Source organism: Kastovskya adunca (genome assembly GCF_059505785.1).
This window is the reverse complement of sequence record NZ_JCACLG010000049.1, coordinates 82,093-100,970: the sequence shown is the minus strand read 5'-3', so window position 1 is coordinate 100,970 and position 18,878 is coordinate 82,093. Positions and strand designations below refer to the sequence as shown.

Here is an 18,878-nt window from a genome sequence, read left to right as displayed (position 1 = left end):
CTATCTATATTCAATATCACACCTGTAGTTTAAATATCCACACCTGAAGTAGAACTATTATAAATCTCATTGCTATCCTACCTCTAGAGTCGCAGAGTAAATAAAGCAACGTTAAAAGTTTCTGCTGACTGAAGTAGTGCATTTGTCGATGTTGTTGCTGTTAATAATAACTAGGCGGATCGTGCTTTTGTTTCCTACAGTTTGAGTTTAGCTAACTTCAAGAAATTTATTAGGAGATTTGTATTGTGTCAAACCTTTATTCTCTTCCTTCTGAAATACGCCAACTTTGTAGAACTAGCATGCTAGATACCCCTACCCCTGGGATGGCGTTGGGGTTTGTTCAAGCTAACTTAGTTGTATTGCCCTACTCTTTAGCCTTTGAATTTTTACTTTTTTGTCAACGAAATCCAAAGCCTTGTCTAATACTTGATGTCACAGAGGTTGGTGACTATGAACCTAAAATAATCGCTCCGGGTGCGGATATTAGGACAGATCTTCCCCGCTACAGAGTTTTTCGACACGGTGAGTTAGTTGAAGAAATAACTGACATAAGCTCATTTTGGAGAAGCGATCTGGTAGCCTTTCTCGTTGGTTGTTCCTTTTATTTTGAAAATGCCATGCTCAATTCTGGATTACCAGTACGGCACGTAGAGGAGGAGAAAAATGTCCCGATGTATAAGACAAATATTGAATGTATTCCGACTCAGAAGTTTTCTAGTCCCTTAGTAGTTTCTATGCGTCCCCTTCCTGCTAATCAGGTCGTTCGTGCTGTAGAAGTAACCAGTCGATATTACAAAGCACATGGATCTCCTGTGCATATTGGAAGTCCGGATGCGATCGGTATTAAAGAGTTAGAAAGACCTGATTATGGTGATGCTGTCACTGTTCGTGAGGGTGAGGTTCCTGTTTTTTGGGCTTGCGGTGTCACTACTCAAACTGCAATTTTTCAAGCCAAGCCTGAGCTAGCAATTACTCATTCCCCTGGGCATATGTTTATTAGCGATCTCAAGGATGAGTTTCTGACTTTTTGAAGTCAGGAGGTGTGTGAAGTACAAGGTTTTGCTGTATTCACTTCGCTACCGCTCGATTAGATGTAGCGATCGCGCTTTTAATGCACGCCTGTTTGCAGTCCACATCTGTCGCAAAACTATTCCACACCTGAACTAGAAATCCTCTAAATCCGATTGTTACTTTACCCCTAGACCATTGAGGAAATTGAGCAATGTCAAATACTAATCATTCCGCAACCGGACGCTGGCAGTTTTGGATCGATCGCGGCGGCACATTTACTGATGTGGTGGCGCGACGCCCGGATGGTGAGATCGTTGTCCACAAGCTACTCTCGGAAAACCCAGGACGCTACACCGATGCGCCGATTCAGGGCATTCGCGATGTACTGGGCATTGCCGCTGATGCGCTAATTCCGGCAGAGCAAATCGCGGTGGTGAAAATGGGAACCACCGTCGCTACGAATGCGCTGCTAGAGCGAAAAGGCGATCGCACTCTCCTGTTGATCACCAAGGGCTTCCGCGATGCGTTGTCAATTGGTTATCAAAACCGTCCCAATATCTTCGCTCGTCACATCGTTCTTCCCGAAATGCTCTATGAGCGGGTGATTGAAGTGGAGGAACGTTACACCGCTCAGGGAGAGGAGTTGCTCCCGGTTCAGATTAACGAGGCGCTGATGCAGTCACTGCAAGCCGCGTATAAAGATGGCATTCGAGCCTGTGCGATCGCCTTTTTACACAGCTACCGCTACCCCAGCCACGAACAACAGATTGAGAAAATCGCCCGCGAAATCGGCTTCACCCAAATCTCGGTTTCCCACAAAGTCAGTCCGCTGATGAAGCTAGTCAGCCGAGGCGATACCACCGTTGTGGATGCTTATTTGTCCCCCATCTTACGGCGCTATGTAGATCGCGTTGCCGCAGAATTGGAGGGCACAGGGGAGCAGGGGAGCAGGGGAGCAGAGGGGCTGGGGAGCAGGGGAGCAGGGGAGCAACAAACTATTGACACTCCTCAGGACTCAGGACTCAAGACTCAGGACTCTTTTCCTAAGCTCATGTTCATGCAGTCCAATGGAGGACTCACCGATGCTCGACTGTTCCAGGGGAAAGACAGCATCTTGTCAGGCCCGGCAGGGGGAATAGTGGGAGCGGTCAAAACTAGTGCTATGGCGGGTTTTGACAAAATCATTGGCTTTGATATGGGGGGAACCTCCACCGATGTCTCCCACTTCAATGGCGAGTACGAGCGCACCTTTGAAACTGAAGTGGCTGGAGTGCGGCTGCGTGCGCCGATGATGTCTATTCACACGGTTGCGGCTGGAGGGGGGTCAATTCTCCTGTTCGATGGTTCCCGTTATCGCGTCGGCCCCGATTCTGCTGGAGCCTATCCTGGCCCAGCTTGCTATCGTCGGGGCGGTCCTTTAACCGTAACAGACTGTAATGTGATGGTGGGCAAGCTCCAGGCAGACTTCTTCCCGACTGTGTTTGGTGAGGCAGGGAATTTGCCCCTGGATGCGGAGATTGTGGGTCAAAAGTTTGCCCAATTGGCGGCAGAGATTGGCGAGAAAGGTGGAGATCGACGCACTCCAGAACAGGTAGCGGAGGGATTTTTGGCGATCGCCATCGACAAAATGGCAAACGCGATTAAAAAAATATCCATTCAGCGCGGCTACGATGTGACGGAATACACCCTCTGTTGCTTTGGGGGTGCCGGGGGTCAACACGCCTGCTTGATTGCCGAAGCTTTGGGTATGACCCAGATTTTTCTTCATCCCTACGCTGGCGTGCTATCTGCCTATGGGATTGGTTTGGCGGATTTGCGATCGCTTAAAGAAAAGGCTGTGGAAGTCCGATTAACCGAGGACGAAATCCCCACCTTAAAGCAGGTTCTAGACACGCTGACGGCGGCATGTAGAGATGAAATCGCCGGACAGGGGATGGATGATGCTCGCATCCGCATTCTCCTAAAAGCCCATCTCCGCTACGAAGGCACGGACTCGGCTTTGGTTGTGGATTTTGGCGATACAGAAGTGATGCGCGAACACTTTGAGCAAGCTTACCAGCAGCGGTATGGCTTCACAATGCGCGACAGAACGCTGATTGTGGAAGCAGTTTCTGTAGAAGCCATCGGACAAACCACCACCTCGGAAGAACCGATTCTCCCATCAGGCAGAACCACTCCTCTAGAACCCGTTGCTACGGTTGAGATTTACACCAAAGGAAACTGGCATAAAGCTCCTATCTATCAGCGCCAAGATTTAAAACCTGGCGATCGCATCTCCGGTACTGCCCTAATTATCGAACCCACCGGAACCAACGTCATCGAACCCGGATGGGATGCAGAGTTAACCGAGCGAAATCATTTGATTCTTAGAAAAACTAAGGATTTAGCACTCAACACTCAACACTCAGCACTCAGCACTCAGGACTCAGGACTCTCCAAGCCCGATCCCGTTCTCCTGGAAATCTTCAACAACCTGTTTCGAGCGATCGCTGAAGAAATGGGCATCACCCTACAAAACACCAGCTACTCCGTCAACATCAAAGAACGCCTAGATTTCTCCTGCGCCATTTTTGATCGCCAGGGGCAACTAGTTGCCAACGCACCCCACATCCCGGTACACCTAGGCTCCATGAGCGAGAGCGTTCGTAGTCTGATCCAAGCACAAGGCAACACCCTCAAACCTGGCGATGTCTACATCTCTAATAATCCCTACAATGGCGGCACCCATCTCCCAGATGTGACGGCGATTACTCCTGTGTTTGCTGTAGAAACGTTGCCTGTAACATCTCCACAGCAGCCATTGTTCTACGTCGCCTCTCGCGGACATCATGCTGACATCGGCGGAATTACTCCTGGTTCCATGCCACCCCACAGTACCTCGGTGAATCAAGAAGGTGTGTTGCTTGACAACTTCCAGTTAGTTGACCAGGGACAATTCCGCGAACGGGAATTACTACAACTCCTGACATCCGGCACCTATCCAGTTCGCAATCCCGTGCAAAATATTGCAGATTTACAGGCACAAATTGCGGCTAATGAACGAGGCGCACAAGAATTGCTTGGCATGGTGAACCATTACGGATTGGAAACAGTGCAAGCCTATATGCAGCATGTTCAAGATAATGCTGAAGAGTCGGTGCGGCAAGCGATCGCTGTATTAAAAGATGGCGGCTTTAGGTATCGGATGGATGATGGCTGTGAGATTGCAGTCAAGATTGCCATCAATCATCAAAACCGCTCTGCCTGTATTGATTTCACAGGAACTTCACCGCAACAATCAACGAACTTGAATGCACCATTAGCCATTTGTAAGGCAGTCGTTCTGTATGTATTTCGGACTTTGGTAAATGATGACATTCCCCTCAATGCCGGATGTCTCAAACCCTTAGACATTATTGTTCCGGAAGGCTGTCTGTTAAATCCCCAATACCCAGCAGCAGTAGTGGCGGGTAATGTGGAAACCTCCCAAGCGATCGCCAATGCCCTCTATGGTGCCCTCAACATCATGGCAGCATCCCAAGGCACAATGAACAATTTCACCTTTGGCAATGATCAACACCAGTATTATGAAACCATTTGCGGCGGTTCTGGAGCTGGGGCAACCTTTAACGGAACTGATGCGGTGCAAACTCACATGACTAACTCACGCCTCACCGATCCGGAAGTACTGGAGTGGCGATTTCCCGTTTTGGTGGAAAATTTTGCCATTCGCTCTAATAGCGGGGGTAAAGGACAACATCATGGCGGGAATGGCGTCATTCGCCGGATTCGGTTCCGGGAGGCAATGACGGCGGCAATTCTATCAGGTCATCGGGTGATTCCGCCCTTTGGGTTAGATGGCGGGGAACCGGGGGCGAGAGGTCGCAATTACGTTGAGCGCAGTCATGGCGCGAAGGAACCCCTGGAAAGTAAAGCTGAAGTCCAGATGCATCCGGGGGATGTCTTCGCGATTGAAACTCCTGGGGGAGGAGGATTTGGTCAAACCTTCTGATCCCTTGTAATGCTATGGCAGCCCCCATCTTGGCTCATCCCTATGACAAAGAACATTGTTGTTTTTGCAATGTGATAAATCTGTAAACAAAAGTAACAGTACTAGAGGTCAGCAATGTACGTATTAATTGGCGGAGCTGGAATGATGGGGCTACGCTTGGCACAACAGTTGTTAGAGATGGGGCATACCGTTGCGGTCATTGATACAGACCCCCTTGCCTGCCAGTATGCTCGCGAGAAAGTCGGCGTCATGGCATTTGAAGGTAGTGCCGTCAGTACGACAGTCCTGGTAGAAGCCGGAATTTCCAAAGCTGACGCAGTGGCGGCTACCCTCAGAAATGATGCTTTGAACTTAGCCTTAGTCATGCTGGCTAAACACTACGGCGTTCCCCATATCGTAGTTCGTATGAGAGAGCGCGATTTTGCCGAACCCTATCGGCTTGCCGGAGCAAGCCACATCATTAGCACGATTGACCTAGCAGTCACGACAATGGCAAATGCCATTGAATATCCCGAAATCCAATCGATGATGCACTTCGAGCAAGGTCAGGTAGAGGTACTAAAACTCCCAGTTCCAGGCGATTGCTATGTTGCTGGTCGTACAGTTGCTCACATCGCTCAAGACCCTCGATTTCCCGCTGGCTCTTTGATTATTGGCTATCAGTGCCATTCATGTGCTGATCTGGTGATTCCGAATGGCAGTACTGTTCTAGAGTCAGGGTCAACCATTCTGGTCGTCACTAAGCCGGGGTTGATGCACCAGATGATTGATTTTCTGGGGCTTTGTACTAGTCATCTTCCAACCCAAGAAGTTGCTCATTAAGGTTTTTGATATACGCTTGCACCCGATCTTCCGAAAGGATGCGCTTGCGTAGAGCATCATTCACTGCCCCTTTTTCTGCCAGAAGGAGTCGCCGACGAATAACATCCAGTTGGTTCAGGTTCCCGTCGAGCGATCGCAACTTCATTGAGCGCTGGTTGTAGAGGTCGCGTAGAATTCTTTCAGAAGTCGCCACTCGCGCTTGGTAGGAAGCTCGCATCTCTTCGTAGACAGCCTTTGGCAAAACCCCTGTTTTCAAGAGGCTGTCTAACTCATCTTGAGCGGCTTTGGAAGCAATCAGTTGGAGTTGTAACTCCTCAATCTGCTGGCGAGTCTCAGAAATGTGAGATAACTTCAAGCGTTTTACCAGCCAGGGCAAACTCAGCCCCTGTCCGACTAAGGAAATTAGAACACTGCCATAGACTAAGGCAATCAATCCTCCTCTCCCTACTAGAGTGAGGGGGATACTTAATGCCAAAGCCATTGAGAGAGAGCCTTTGATATTCCCCAAAAATAAGACGTGCTGCCAACGCAAGGGGATAGGGCGGTCAAACCAACGAACCCCAGCCAACAGCAAATAGACCGAGAGAACCCGTGCCACTTGGTAAGCTAGAACGGCAAACAGAACTGCGGGCAGCGTCCTCCAAAGTGTCACCAGATCTATTTCTAAGCCAATTAGCAGAAAAATAAAAGTATTAACACTAAAGCCAGCATATTCCCAGAAACTCAACAACGTGATCCGATCAGAAGCGGAAGTACTGCGAGAAAGCCCAAAATTCCCGAAAATTAATCCAGCTATAACCACAGCCACCGCACCTGATACACCTAAAAATTGCCCAACTTGAAAAGTTCCTAATGCAACGGCAACCGTCAGTAAGAGACTACTTAGGGGATCATTCAATCGGGTAAATACAGGTATGCTCAAGTAGCCCAAGATTAACCCCAGGAGGCTGCCTCCCAGAGCGACAAATATCAGTTGTTGGATTCCCTGTAATACCGTAAGTGAACCTGTCGAATAGACTGTTAAAATCAGGTTGAATGAAACTAAGGCAGCGGCATCGTTGAACAGGGTTTCTCCTTCAACAATAGTAGAAAGCCGGGAGGGTATATGTATCTCTTTAAAGACGGCGATCATTGACACCGTATCATTGTTTGCCAAAATTACTCCTACAAGTAGCGCCGGTATCCAATCCAACCCCAGCCCCAACTTCAACAGAGCGGCAATAATCGCAGAGGAAAACACAGCTCCTGGTCCAGCCAAGAGGGCAATTGGTTTAAACGTGCTTCGTAGGCGGCTGATATCTGTGTTGATGGCAGCTTCAAAGATGAGAATTGGTAGGAAAAGATTCAAAATCAGGGAAGGGTCTAGACCAATGCGGCGGGGCAAAAGTTCAGTAATTGCTAACCCTGCCAAAACTAAACCTGTGACGTAGGGAGTACGCAGCCGCTGCGTCAGCAGCGCCACCCCTGTAGCAACTAGCAGCAGAATAATCAGAATCGTTACTAATCCTGCAACATCTCCTTGATTTTCGCTAGCTATAGAACTCAGGTCTGCTAAAAGTAACTGTCTCCAAGACCAATCCATTACTGATTCCACCCCAAATAAACTCCTGATGCTAAGTTAGTCTTGAGTTGAGCAACTTACCGCTTACTTAAGTTTCTGAGCAGCCCAGGAATTTCAGCAAAAAAAATTGCTGTGGTACAGTAAATTGCAAACTCAATCCTAGTTCCTAGCCCGCTGACTCTGAAAGTCTGTCTAAAACTGTAATGAGATAATCTTGTAATTCAGCATTTTCTGCATTAATTGTCGCTCATTTTTGTAAATTAACAATTTTGGCAAAAAAACTTGAGTTGTAGGTAAACATGAACAGAAACTCTCAAATCCGTCAGCTAAGTTATCTACTTCAAATCGTATCGGTTTCTTTGGGTTTTATTGTCTTTTTTGCTGCTTTGTATTGGGCAATAGATACGCTGAACTGGGGTTGGGTGCTAAGCCGGGAGGGTAATCGTGCAGACTCCTTCCTGAGTTTTGTTTATTTCAGTATGGGAACATTTTTCCGGATTGGTTATGGGGATCAAGTACCAGTTGGGTTAACTCAATGGATCGCAGGACTTGAAGCTATGAGCAATTTCGCCATCGAGATTCTGATCATTACAGAATGGGTGACAGCGGCTTTGGAGAAATCTACGTTCTTACATACGCGAGAACGCTTAGAGAACCTTCTCCCTCGACGCCGCTAGAGTAAACACGTTAAAGAAAGTAACCATAGTTACCACCACCAGTGGTTCTTCTTGCGGCACCTTTTCTCACCATAGATGCGATCGCGCAGGTAACCCTAAAAGGCAGGACTAACCACTGACCATTATAAGTTTTAGAGACATTATTAAACTCGGCTGACCTATGATACTGTCACTCCAAATAGAACATCGTAATAGCTTATTATGACAAACCTACCGTCAGACTAAAATCTGCGGCTATTACATTTAAAACCTGCCGACTCAGGCTAATTATATTACGGTTAATTAACTAGATTTGATATCACTTAATAGTCTTATAATTTTAATTTCTACTAGATTTATTCATTTTACATGATCAGATGTCAATTTTTTCCTCGATCAGTTGGTATTAATAAAGATATCCAGAAAATTGTTGAGTGTTCTATTAAAGTTGAAGCTCAGATAAAATCACCAGAAAACACTCTGAATAGTAATCAAGTACTGGCTATTTTGCGACCACACTGACAGAAATCGGCATGGTTGTAGAGGAGGGTAAAGCAAAAATTCAAAAAATGGATATTATCTATTTAAAATTGCGGTTCCTGTTAAATTTGCTAAGGAATTAGCAAGTAAGATACTATTAGATATTCAGGAATACCTAATGGTAGGTTATTGTAGCTGTCTGCGTCAGGTTCAATCTTGTACTCAGTTAGGTCTAATAGATACTGTTGCTATTTCCAGTAACAGGTGAGTAGTGATTTGTTTCCACGCCTTGAACCCAGACAGCTTTTTAAACCTATTTAGACAAGTCTTCGGCGCTACTAATATTTTCCAGTACTAAGTCCGGACACATCCGCTTAATTAAGCCCGTTAGCACCTTACCAGGGCCAACTTCGACTACCCGCTCAATACCTTCTTCAGGGAGACGCAGGGACAGTTCTCGCCAGCGGACTGAACCAGTCATCTGACGCTGGAGGCGACTCTTTAGTTCGGTGGCTTCAACGGTGGGCGAGGGTTCCACATTCGATAGTACAGGGATGTTGGCTTTGGCAAAGGGAACCGATTCTAGGACTTTTTGGAATTCCTCTGCCGCCTCTGCCATTAAGGGGGAGTGAAAAGCTCCAGAGACGTTGAGCGGGACGGCACGTTTAACCTTGATATTATCTAAAACACTTTTTACGGCGTCTGGTGTTCCAGAAATGACGGCTTGAGCGGGGCTGTTGTCATTAGCAAGGACAACATCAGGCGTCTGCTGAATTTGTTGTTCGAGCTGTTCCCGGTCAAAGCCAATCAGCGCTGCCATCATCCCGTCGGAAGCACTGTCCATCAGTTCCGCCCGACGATTCACTAGGCTCAACCCAGCGTCAAAATCAAAAACCCTAGCGACGTAGAGGGCAACGTACTCTCCTAAGCTGTGACCTGCGACTAAATTGGGGATATTGCCGCGCTCAATGAGAAAGTCAGCGAGGATACTCTCGATAACGTACAAACAAGGTTGGGTGTAGAGTGTGCGAGAGAGTTTGTCTTCTTGGCTTTGACAAACCTCTAAAACGTCCCAACCGAGAACTTGCTTGGCTTGCGCGAATTTAACTTGAGCAAAGGGCAGATCTGCTAGATCTGCTCCCATCCCAACTGCTTGGGAACCTTGTCCCGGAAATACCCATGCTGTTTTAGTCATTTGTTGGCGATCGCTTGTTGTAGTAAGTCCTGAGTCCTGAGTCCTGAGTCCTGAGTCGGGGAGAAAGTGTGAAGGATGAAGGATGAAGTATGAAGTATGAAGGATGAAGTATGAAGGGTAAGAGGTAAGAGCTTCTCCCCATCTCCCCCGCTCCCCCGCTCCCCCGCTCCCCCGCTCCCCTGCACCCCTGCACCCCTGCACCCCTGCACCCCTGCTCCTTACCTTCCCCATTGGAAAATAGCAGCACCCCAGCTGAGTCCGGCACCGAAGCCGGAGGTGGCGATGATATTGCCGGGTTGGACTTTGCCTTGTCGCACGGCTTCGTCGAGGGCGAGGGGGATGGAGGCGGCGGAAGTGTTACCGTAGTTGGCAAGATTGCTGAGAACGCGCTCATTGGGAATCTTCAGGCGTTGGGCGACGGCATCAAGAATGCGTTGATTGGCTTGGTGTAGCAGGAGCCAGTCTACTTGTTCTGCCGTCAGATTTGCCCGATGTAAGGCTTTTTCAATGACTTCTGGCACTTTTTGGACGGCAAAGCGATAAACTTCTTTGCCGTTCATGGTGATCGGGTGGAATGTGCCTTGAGCGACCGTGACACCTGGGAGCAATTCTTTAGGTTGTGGCTGATAAGCCAGTTGCAGACAGTTATTTTGGGTGCCGTCACTGCGGAGTTCAAATCCTAATAGGCGATCGCTTGTATTTGCCTGCATGACGATAGCACCCGCACCATCGCCGAATAAAATACAGGTGCCGCGATCCGACCAATCAACCCAGCGGGACAGAATATCTGCACCGATTACCAAGACGTTTTGGTAAACGCCAGTGCGAATAAACTGAGCAGCAGTGGCTAAGGCAAAGACAAATCCGGAACAGGCGGCTGTCAGATCAAAGGCAACGGCTTTTGACGCGCCTAGTTGATGTTGAATCTGGCTAGCCGTGCCAAACAAATCATCAGGTGTCGAGGTTGCCAGGACGATCAGGTCTAAATCCGTTGGGGCAATACCCGACATGGCGATCGCGTTTTTTGCTGCCTCAGTTGCTAGTTGACTGACGCTAACTTGGGCATCTGCCAATCGCCGCCTCTCAATCCCTGTGCGAGCCTTAATCCACTCATCGGATGTCTCAACCCATTGACTGAGTCCGTGGTTATCAAGAGATACTACTGGTGTTGCTGAACCGCTGCCGGTAATCGCAATCCCTGTCTGTAATTGATTCAACACTACTCTCCATCCGTCAGGTAGTTTCTAGCCGCAGATATTTAGATTAAAGCTCCGGCTGACTGCTGATTGCAGGCTTTTGACTGACATAATCTTCAGACTGAATTCGCTCTAGTACCTGGTTATCGATTGCTTCTTTTGCCAAACGAACAGCATTAAAAATTGTCGGTGCTTGGGAACTACCGTGACTAATAATACAAATTCCATCCACCCCTAACAGTAGCCCACCGCCATGTTCAGCATGGTCAATCCGCTGCTTAATCCGCTTCAGGTTCGGCTTCAACATCGCTGTTCCCATTTGACCGCGTATTCCTTGGGGAAGTTCTTCCCGGAGAATTTGCAGCACCACATCACCCACCGCTTCTGCAAACTTGAGCAAGATATTGCCGACAAAGCCGTCACAGACAATTACATCGAAGCGACCCGAAAGCACATCTCTTCCTTCCGCATTGCCAATGAAGGAAATTCGAGAATTCTCTTGTAACAACTGGTGAGTACGGACGGCTAAATCATTACCCTTAGAGGTTTCTTCGCCAATATTTAGCAGGCCGATTTTGGGTTCACTAATTCCCAAAACGTACTCGCTGTATACCGAACCCATCACAGCAAATTGCTCTAAATATTTAGGGCGGCAATCGACGTTTGCCCCAACATCCAGCACAATCACAGGCTTCCCGGCGATTAGGGTGGGGAAGACTGCTCCAATCGCTGGGCGGTCAATACCTTTGAGGCGTCCTAAGCGCAAGAGAGCGGCTGCCATCGCTGCCCCTGAGTGACCTGCAGAGACTACAGCCTCAGCTTTTCCCTGCTTGACCAAGTCCATTGCCACATTAATTGAAGCCTTGGGTTTCCGCCGGACACCAATCAAGGGTTCTTCGTGCATGGCAACCACGTCTTCTGCTGGCACGATTTCCAGCTTGCTTGAGGTGTTGTGCTTTTCTAGGGCAGATTCAATCTGATCAGGATCGCCCACCAGCAAAACATCTACATCTAATTCCGCTTGTGCCCTAATAGCTCCAGCAACGATTTCGGCAGGGGCGTGATCCCCTCCCATAGCGTCAATTGCGATCCGTGCGCGAGTCGATCCCATTGATTAAAGTGATAGAAGCCTTAAAAATTCTACCAGAAGCCCTCCACGCAACATTCTACTGGATGAAGTCTTTCTTAATTTGGCGATCTGGTGATTAGCAATCTTCGTTATTAGCCATGAATTATCTTGGCATAGCAGCAGCAGAGCGCCATCCAAGAACCCTGAAGAGCTAACTAAAGACGGATGACTCAGGATTAATAATTAACAAAAGACTTTTCAGAAGGTCGTTAACTCTTTAAAATAAAGCACCGTGCAGCAGAGAGGAAATAGGCACGATGCTACTACAACGACTTAGCTCTGGATTAATGGCGTTAATGCTAGAACTGGTAGGCATTCAGCCCGCTCATTTGAATACGGTTCAGTTATTGGCGTGGCAGGATGCGGCGTTATTTAGCCTACCATCAGAGCCAGATCCAGCAGCGGCGTCTGTGATTAAGCAGTCTCTAAAAGGGTGGAGTACTAAAGGATTAGCTACGTCTAATCAGGGCGTGTGGATGCAGTCGGGGATGACGAGATTGGCAAACAATCAGGGAACGGTTCCCCTACCCGCTGCTTCCTTAACCAAGATTGCAACGACGTTGGCGGCGTTGCAGCACTGGGGGCCCAATCATCAGTTTGAAACCCTTGTGAGTGCGACAGGGCCGATTAAAAATGGAGTGTTGCAAGGGGATTTGGTGATTACGGGGAGTGGCGATCCGTTCTTTGTGTGGGAAGAAGCGATCGCCCTCGGTAATACCCTCAACAAACAAGGCATTCGCCGCGTGACAGGACGTTTAATTGTCACGGGCGATTTCTATATGAATTACCAAGAAAATCAGCTACTCTCTGCTCAGATGCTTGCTTCTGGGATGAACTCCGCCCTGTGGTCAAGAGCCGTCACGCTCCACTACAGCCGCATGCGTAAAGGAACTCCCAAACCGCAAGTAGCGATCGCTGGTGGTGTCGCTATAGCCTCCTATCCGATTCCGAAAAAATACGAATTGATCCGTCACCGCTCTTTGCCCTTAACGCAAATACTCAAAGAGCTGAATATCTATAGCAACAATGCGATGTCAGAAATGCTGGCAACCTCCCTCGGTGGTGCCAAAGTTGTCGCGAAGTTAGCATCACAAACGGCTGATGTTCCTCAACAAGAAATTCAGCTCATTAATGGTTCTGGCTTAGGGATGGAGAACCGTATCTCACCCCGCGCCGCCTGCGCGATGCTAATGGCTATTGAGCGTTCTTTAAAGCCGCATCAACTTACTGTTGCCGATCTATTCCCTGTCTCTGGACGCGACAATCGGGGCACCCTGTTGACACGCAATATTCCTCAAGGGACTGTAATCAAGACCGGAACGCTACGAGAAGTGAGTGCTCTAGCCGGAGTAATGCCAACTCGCGATCGCGGGTTGGTTTGGTTTGCGATCATTAACCGAGGTGGTGATATTGCTAGCTTCAAAGCCCAGCAAGACCAGATCCTGACTCAGCTCTCTAAACAGTGGGGAACAGCCTCCCTCCCTAAAGTGACGACAACCAATATTCAAGCAAGTCTCGGTGATACTCGTCGCAATGAAATCATTAGTGAGGTGAGGATTCCTCTTGAGGACTTAAAGATTAGGGAATCAAAAAGCAACAGTTGACAGAAGATTGGGAACTAGTGAGCTGGCGAAGCAGCAAAGTGAGGTATTCAACTAACGCGTCAGAACCGGGACGACAATTCGTAGCAGCATTAACAGACCCTGGTAGTACTAAAGCGGTAAACAGCAAGGTTGCCGTGCGTTTTAGGGTAAGTGGGAAAACAGTTGAGCGTGTGGGCGTCATGGTGTCTCCTGGGCTTTGACAAGACGTGCAAGGAAGGTGTCAGGTTGCGTAATACCTCAATGTAGGGTGAGTTGAGGCGATCGCACTTCACCGCGTTGGCTGATCTTACCGGGTGAATTTGAACAGCTATCAGCGTTGAAACATTACGGAAAAGCCAGTTTACAGCGTTGGGATTGCTTTGCTTTCTGGCTGCACTTTTGCAAGGTTATTCGTAATCTTTTGATGAATTTGTAACCATTCAATACTTTTGATAGATGAGCGATCGCTATTTTTTATGTCGTCTCTTCTCAAGAGTTTGTTTCTTAGGCTACATGGCAATTTGCTCTGTTTCTGGCTAGCTGCAATGGCGCGATCGCTAGTTACTGACAAGAATGAACTCAACGGCTGGCAAGACGTTAACCACTTACACCTCACGAAAGTTAGTTACTCACCCCTAGTTCAACTGAAAGTGATTTAAATCACTTTTTAGACAATTTTTCTCCCCAGTTTGTACGGATTTCTTAACATTTGACATATTCTGAAAAAAACTGTCAAAATAGATACAGAAATATTTTTGATGACTACATCTGACAACGGAACATTATTCCCAGTTAGATGATTTGAGAAAAACAACAAAAAGTAGATAACAACATATGAAACTTACTTATCGCGGTGCCCAATACGAATACGAGCCATCCAACCAGGAAGTAACGGAAGGTGAAATCGGAGGAAATTATCGGGGACAGCCTTGGCATGTCCACTACCCCAAACACATCCCCGTTCCCCACTCCATTAAAAACCTGACTTATCGTAGTGTTGCTTACTCTACTGGAAGACCTGTAGCCGCGAAGCCACAAGCCGTAACTCGGCTTGCTGCGGCGCTGGAAAACAATAGCATCTGGTCAACCCGCAATCCCGATGTGATAGATGAGGCAGCAAGAATCCACCTAGCTAATATCCGCAGCAGCCTAGAACGCCGATTAGCAGTTGCTAAGGCTAAGGGAGATGAGAACTTAGTTCGTATGCTCGAAAAAGAGTCAAAGCAGTTGTCGCATTCTCTCTAGTTGCTGAGTTAGACCTCAATTAACTTAGAGGCATACCTAGGAAACCCGCTCAAGGCGGGTTTTTTAGTGACTGAATGCCGCCGTGTTCTCTTTTGCGTTCTTTTGCGTAGGGAAACTTTTCTAGAGGATTATCCTTCTCATAGACCCGTCGTTCAATTGGTAAAAACTACGCTGCATCACCTTGCACTTGAGTTTTAACCGATGTACTAGCAACAAGGAGACATCGTGGTGAAAGGACGCTGGTTTTTACCCAGCTTAATGAGTGTTTTTCTGTTCTCTTCTGCGGCGCAAGCGGGTAGCTTAGCGTCTTGGAACTTTGATCCTACTCGCCGTCAGCTTGACCTAGTTACAGATGAGGGCGTTGAACCAAAAGCCTTTGTCATTGCTAATCCCACTCGACTTGTGGTTGATTTACCAGGAATCAAATTGGGACTCTCTCAGTACCACCCCAAGAGCAATCCATTGATTAAGGAAGTTCGTCTGGGACAGGTTAACAGCAAGACTACCCGAATGGTGATTGAGTTAGCTTCGGGCTATACCCTAGACCCAACGAAAGTGAAGGTTCGCGGGAATTCTCCAACGCGTTGGGTGGTGCAGTTACCCTCCTTTGAACCGGGTCAACTAACAACGGGTACATCCGAAATCAATATTCCTTTGGAGCCAGCACCATCCTTTAAGTTGGCTGGGGTGGTTCCTTTAAAAACAGAAATGTCGGGGCTTCAGTCTCAACTTGAAGCGTTGATGGTTCGCTATAGTTTCCTGGAGCCAGGAATGTTTTTTCTGGATTTGGATAGCGGAAATTATCTGGATATTAATGGCGATCGCGTATTTCCGGCAGCCAGTACAATCAAACTGCCCATCCTCATCGCCTTTTTTCAAGACTTAGACGCCGGGAAGGTTCGTTTGGATGAAACCCTGGTGATGCGGCGTGACCTGATGACTGGCGGCTCTGGAACGATGCAGCAGCAACGAGCGGGGACTAAGTATAGCAGCTTAGAAACAGTTACCAAGATGATTGCCATCAGCGACAACACCGCCACAAACATGATCATTGACCGTTTGGGCGGTATTGACAAGCTCAACGCGCGTTTCCGGAGCTGGGGACTGGAAAAGACAGTGATTCGCAATCTACTGGGTGACTTCCGAGGGACAAACGTCACCAGTGCAACCGACCAAGTGCGTTTGCTAGCACTGCTTACCCAGGATAAGTTGCTTTCTTCATCAAGCCGGGAGCAGGCATTAGGGATTATGCGCCAAACTAAGACTCGCACCCTACTACCTGCTGGTTTAGGGAAGGGAGCCACAATTGCTCACAAAACTGGGGATATTGGCTTTTTGATTGGGGATGCGGGAGTGGTTACGATGCCCAGTGGCAAGCAGTACTTAGCAGGGATTTATGTCCGCCGTCCCTACAACGACACCAGGGGTAGGGATTTTATTCGTCAAGCTTCCAGTTTGGTCTACAACTACCTGAACTAAGGGTGTCAGCGCCTAGTCAACGCTTCCACAAAATTTTCACCACAGTGAGGCTTTTAATCAACTTTATAGACGCGCCTAGCGGCTTGCAAGGCGAGGACGTTAAGAAAAGCAGAAAAATGTCAGGTTTTCCTGGCGTTGTTCGCTCCCTAGAGCAGGGTATCTGACCGTATAGAGAACAGAGTTGATCCGGCATTCTCTGTTGACTCTTTCCAGCTTCAACGTTATGGGTGTTTAATCGCAGTTACACGTTTTGAGAGCGAGTAAAAGTTTATAGCAGGCGTGGCACCAAGCTTATTCTTTCTCTGTTTCTAACGGCTCTACCTGGCGGGGAAATGGTTTTGTGGAGCTAGAAACCCCAGTGATGTTCATTGCCTGTGTGAGGGTGGTGCAGTAGGGCGGTAAGCCAAAGGTAGCGGGGTTAACAGCGTTTTTGTAGGTGAAGTGCCGATAGTCGAGGCAGAATCTATCCCAAGCTGCCATCTGAATGCGGAACAAGGCGATGAAAAAGTTAGCCAGCCAAGGTTGGAGTGGCAGACGGAAGTAGATTTGTTTATGGAAATAGTGGCAAACTTCTTCTATGGCTTGATTGACGGTGAGGGGCTGATTTCCTAAGACGAGGCGGTTAGCGGGAGGATTGTCTGGCTCTGCACTGTAACTCGCGGGTGGATGGTCAACCAGGTAGCGAACGACTTGAGCAATATCCCGCGCGTGGATGAAGTGAAAACTTCCGTCGGCTTTGAACCAGCGAACTAAGTCCACGTATTTGACGACTTCTGGTAAGCCTGTGGAGAGATGGGAGTAAGGTTTATTGCTGTCGCCGCCTAGAACTAAGGTGGGAAAAAGGGTGGTAATTTTGGGAGCGATCGCCAATTTTTCTAAGCGCGTCAGACAATCGTACTTAGAGCGAATATATTCTGTACCCAGTTGACCCGCTTCTTTGAGTAATTGGTTATCGCGGTCAAGGACACTAGCTGTGGAAAAGTAAATTACCTGCTCACAGTAATTAGGGTTAAGCAGGCTCATCAAGCGGATTGTTTTAACAACGTTGATGTCAAAAGAGTCTCTTGCTCCTCCCCACGCTGTGGCAGCGAGGATTGCTACATCTATGGTTTCGAGCAAGTCAGCGAACAGGTCAATTTCGCGCAAGTCTGCTTTCAAAATTGTGACGCCAGGACGAGCTTCGTAGTCAAATCCCAGTTTGGCTGGATCTCTGACTAACAAATACAGCTCGTGATTCGTCTCCTGAATCAACGCTTCGGCGATGTAATGACCTATACAGCCACTAGCACCTGTCAAAAAAATCCGCTTGGGAGTCATGGTTCTGTGCAACGTGCAGCGATAAAGAATTTAAGCGCGAACGGCAAGTAACTGATCCGCTTGCTTGGCAGTTTCAAAGAAGAACCTGACATTATCTTCGGGAGTTCCCGGTAAGACGCCGTGACCAAGATTGAGGATGTGACCTTTGTTCCCAGCTTTACGAATGGTATCAAGGATGCGATCGCTAATGATGTCTTGCGAACCAAATAGCACGCCAGGGTCCATATTTCCCTGCACGTTCATCTCTGCACCTAAACGCTGTCTTGCCTCTGCCATATCGACAGTCCAGTCCACGCTGATAATATCGACGCCAGACTGCCCCATCCGTTCCAGTACTCCAGCGCTACCGCTGATATAGAGAATCAATGGTGTATCAGGGTGAGTCTCTTTAACCGCACGCACTATGCGCTGCTGGTAGGGTAAAGCAAAGGTTTCATAGTCTTGAGGACTGAGTTGCCCTGCCCAAGAGTCGAACATCTGGACGACTTGAGCACCGCAGTCGATTTGGTAACGGACATAAACAGCGATCGCATCAGCAATTTTGCCCAAAAACTGATGCAGCAAGTCAGGCTCAGAGAATGCCATCCCTTTGATGACAGAGTAGCTTTTAGAGGTTTTTCCCTCTATCGCATAAGCTGCCAGCGTCCAGGGCGCACCTACAAAGCCCAGTACGGTTGACTTATTGCCTACTTCCTGGCGCAGCGTCTGCAAGATTTGTTTAATAAACGGCAGCGATTCCTCTGGGTTTAGAGGGTGCAGCTTGTCAATTTGTTCTTGAGTGCGGATAGGCGGGTCAATTATTGGCCCTTTGCTTTCAATAATTTCAAAGGGAATACCTATCCCTGGCAAGGGCGTCAGAATATCTGAAAACATGATCACCCCATCCGGCTGAAACGCTCGCCAAGGTTGCAGTGAAATTTCAATGGCAATGTCTGCTTTTTCAGAGCGTTCGCGAAAGGAAGGATACTTATCCCGCAAATCCCGATAAACCTTCATATAACGTCCTGCCTGCCGCATCATCCATACAGGCGGGCGGTTTAATACTTCACCACGAGCTGCCCGTAACAGATAGGGAACCTCGGTTGAGCCAGTCATCTAATCTTTTCCCCAGATAGTTTTAAAACGCATTTGTTAGCTTATCACTTCGGGTTTGTCTATTCGGAGGTTTGGAGGAAGGTTGAAGGGTAGGGATTGGGGGCGAGGATTAGAAAAT

The 18,878-nt window shown here is 48.1% G+C and carries 14 protein-coding genes; 8 read left to right on the top strand and 6 right to left on the bottom strand.

Annotated features, from left to right (window positions below; all coding sequences use genetic code 11):
- Nucleotides 1-245: 245 nt before the first annotated feature.
- The 3 genes from AC5JR3_RS19345 (at nucleotide 246) to AC5JR3_RS19335 (ending at nucleotide 5,824) form a co-directional block, all read left to right on the top strand.
- Nucleotides 246-1,031 carry a putative hydro-lyase gene (locus tag AC5JR3_RS19345; RefSeq protein ID WP_495848193.1) on the top strand — a complete coding sequence of 262 codons (786 nt, stop codon included), beginning with the start codon at nucleotides 246-248 and terminating at the stop codon, nucleotides 1,029-1,031.
- Nucleotides 1,032-1,222: 191 nt separating this feature from the next.
- Nucleotides 1,223-5,002, top strand: coding sequence for a hydantoinase B/oxoprolinase family protein (locus tag AC5JR3_RS19340; RefSeq protein ID WP_495848192.1), 3,780 nt, complete (start codon nucleotides 1,223-1,225; stop codon nucleotides 5,000-5,002).
- 114 nt (nucleotides 5,003-5,116) lie between these two features.
- Nucleotides 5,117-5,824: a potassium channel family protein gene (locus AC5JR3_RS19335; protein WP_495848191.1), complete on the top strand. Its 708-nt coding sequence runs from the start codon at nucleotides 5,117-5,119 to the stop codon at nucleotides 5,822-5,824.
- Here AC5JR3_RS19335 and AC5JR3_RS19330 read toward each other — a convergent pair.
- A complete protein-coding gene (locus tag AC5JR3_RS19330; RefSeq protein ID WP_495848190.1) occupies nucleotides 5,790-7,406 on the bottom strand; it encodes a cation:proton antiporter in 1,617 nt (538 codons plus the stop codon). The two genes, AC5JR3_RS19335 and AC5JR3_RS19330, sit on opposite strands and share 35 nt — an antisense overlap.
- A 278-nt stretch (nucleotides 7,407-7,684) precedes the next feature.
- On the opposite strand from AC5JR3_RS19330, the gene AC5JR3_RS19325 reads away from it, so the two are divergent.
- Entirely contained in the window at nucleotides 7,685-8,062 is a 378-nt protein-coding gene (locus AC5JR3_RS19325) for an ion channel (protein ID WP_495848189.1), read from the top strand.
- Between the two features lie 772 nt (nucleotides 8,063-8,834).
- Here AC5JR3_RS19325 and fabD read toward each other — a convergent pair.
- The 3 genes from fabD to plsX all read right to left on the bottom strand — a co-directional run bounded on the left by fabD (nucleotide 8,835) and on the right by plsX (nucleotide 12,023).
- Complete coding sequence (gene fabD, locus AC5JR3_RS19320; protein ID WP_495848188.1) at nucleotides 8,835-9,716, bottom strand: ACP S-malonyltransferase; 882 nt, start codon at nucleotides 9,714-9,716, stop codon at nucleotides 8,835-8,837.
- Between the two features lie 218 nt (nucleotides 9,717-9,934).
- The gene (locus AC5JR3_RS19315; RefSeq protein ID WP_495848259.1) at nucleotides 9,935-10,933 is read right to left on the bottom strand and encodes a beta-ketoacyl-ACP synthase III; all 999 of its coding nucleotides are present in this window, start codon (nucleotides 10,931-10,933) and stop codon (nucleotides 9,935-9,937) included.
- Between the two features lie 46 nt (nucleotides 10,934-10,979).
- Entirely contained in the window at nucleotides 10,980-12,023 is a 1,044-nt protein-coding gene (gene plsX, locus AC5JR3_RS19310; RefSeq protein WP_495848187.1) for a phosphate acyltransferase PlsX, read from the bottom strand.
- Nucleotides 12,024-12,298: 275 nt separating this feature from the next.
- On the opposite strand from plsX, the gene AC5JR3_RS19305 reads away from it, so the two are divergent.
- The 4 genes from AC5JR3_RS19305 to AC5JR3_RS19290 all read left to right on the top strand — a co-directional run bounded on the left by AC5JR3_RS19305 (nucleotide 12,299) and on the right by AC5JR3_RS19290 (nucleotide 16,348).
- Nucleotides 12,299-13,645 (top strand): D-alanyl-D-alanine carboxypeptidase, encoded by a 1,347-nt coding sequence (locus AC5JR3_RS19305; protein ID WP_495848186.1) that lies wholly within the window; start codon nucleotides 12,299-12,301, stop codon nucleotides 13,643-13,645.
- A gap of 455 nt (nucleotides 13,646-14,100) precedes the next feature.
- Complete coding sequence (locus AC5JR3_RS19300) at nucleotides 14,101-14,283, top strand: hypothetical protein (protein ID WP_495848185.1); 183 nt, start codon at nucleotides 14,101-14,103, stop codon at nucleotides 14,281-14,283.
- Nucleotides 14,284-14,458: 175 nt separating this feature from the next.
- Nucleotides 14,459-14,869, top strand: coding sequence for an arginine synthesis PII-interacting regulator PirA (gene pirA / locus AC5JR3_RS19295; RefSeq protein ID WP_495848184.1), 411 nt, complete (start codon nucleotides 14,459-14,461; stop codon nucleotides 14,867-14,869).
- A gap of 228 nt (nucleotides 14,870-15,097) precedes the next feature.
- Complete coding sequence (locus tag AC5JR3_RS19290; RefSeq protein WP_495848258.1) at nucleotides 15,098-16,348, top strand: serine hydrolase; 1,251 nt, start codon at nucleotides 15,098-15,100, stop codon at nucleotides 16,346-16,348.
- A gap of 291 nt (nucleotides 16,349-16,639) precedes the next feature.
- Here the strand turns inward: AC5JR3_RS19290 and AC5JR3_RS19285 are convergent, their stop codons facing one another.
- Together AC5JR3_RS19285 and hemE are read right to left on the bottom strand one after the other, a co-directional pair.
- Complete coding sequence (locus AC5JR3_RS19285; protein ID WP_495848183.1) at nucleotides 16,640-17,665, bottom strand: NAD-dependent epimerase/dehydratase family protein; 1,026 nt, start codon at nucleotides 17,663-17,665, stop codon at nucleotides 16,640-16,642.
- A gap of 30 nt (nucleotides 17,666-17,695) precedes the next feature.
- Nucleotides 17,696-18,760 carry a uroporphyrinogen decarboxylase gene (gene hemE, locus AC5JR3_RS19280; RefSeq protein ID WP_495848182.1) on the bottom strand — a complete coding sequence of 355 codons (1,065 nt, stop codon included), beginning with the start codon at nucleotides 18,758-18,760 and terminating at the stop codon, nucleotides 17,696-17,698.
- Nucleotides 18,761-18,878: the final 118 nt, after the last annotated feature.

What these genes read in the sequence shown, in the direction of transcription:
- AC5JR3_RS19325 (WP_495848189.1), top strand. Translation starts at nt 7,685, where the DNA reads ATGAACAGAAACTCTCAAATCCGTCAGCTAAGTTATCTACTTCAAATC.
- AC5JR3_RS19330 (WP_495848190.1), bottom strand. Translation starts at nt 7,406, where the DNA reads ATGGATTGGTCTTGGAGACAGTTACTTTTAGCAGACCTGAGTTCTATA.
- hemE (WP_495848182.1), bottom strand. Translation starts at nt 18,760, where the DNA reads ATGACTGGCTCAACCGAGGTTCCCTATCTGTTACGGGCAGCTCGTGGT.
- AC5JR3_RS19285 (WP_495848183.1), bottom strand. Translation starts at nt 17,665, where the DNA reads ATGACTCCCAAGCGGATTTTTTTGACAGGTGCTAGTGGCTGTATAGGT.
- AC5JR3_RS19305 (WP_495848186.1), top strand. Translation starts at nt 12,299, where the DNA reads ATGCTACTACAACGACTTAGCTCTGGATTAATGGCGTTAATGCTAGAA.
- fabD (WP_495848188.1), bottom strand. Translation starts at nt 9,716, where the DNA reads ATGACTAAAACAGCATGGGTATTTCCGGGACAAGGTTCCCAAGCAGTT.
- plsX (WP_495848187.1), bottom strand. Translation starts at nt 12,023, where the DNA reads ATGGGATCGACTCGCGCACGGATCGCAATTGACGCTATGGGAGGGGAT.
- pirA (WP_495848184.1), top strand. Translation starts at nt 14,459, where the DNA reads ATGAAACTTACTTATCGCGGTGCCCAATACGAATACGAGCCATCCAAC.
- AC5JR3_RS19335 (WP_495848191.1), top strand. Translation starts at nt 5,117, where the DNA reads ATGTACGTATTAATTGGCGGAGCTGGAATGATGGGGCTACGCTTGGCA.
- AC5JR3_RS19340 (WP_495848192.1), top strand. Translation starts at nt 1,223, where the DNA reads ATGTCAAATACTAATCATTCCGCAACCGGACGCTGGCAGTTTTGGATC.
- AC5JR3_RS19300 (WP_495848185.1), top strand. Translation starts at nt 14,101, where the DNA reads ATGTCGTCTCTTCTCAAGAGTTTGTTTCTTAGGCTACATGGCAATTTG.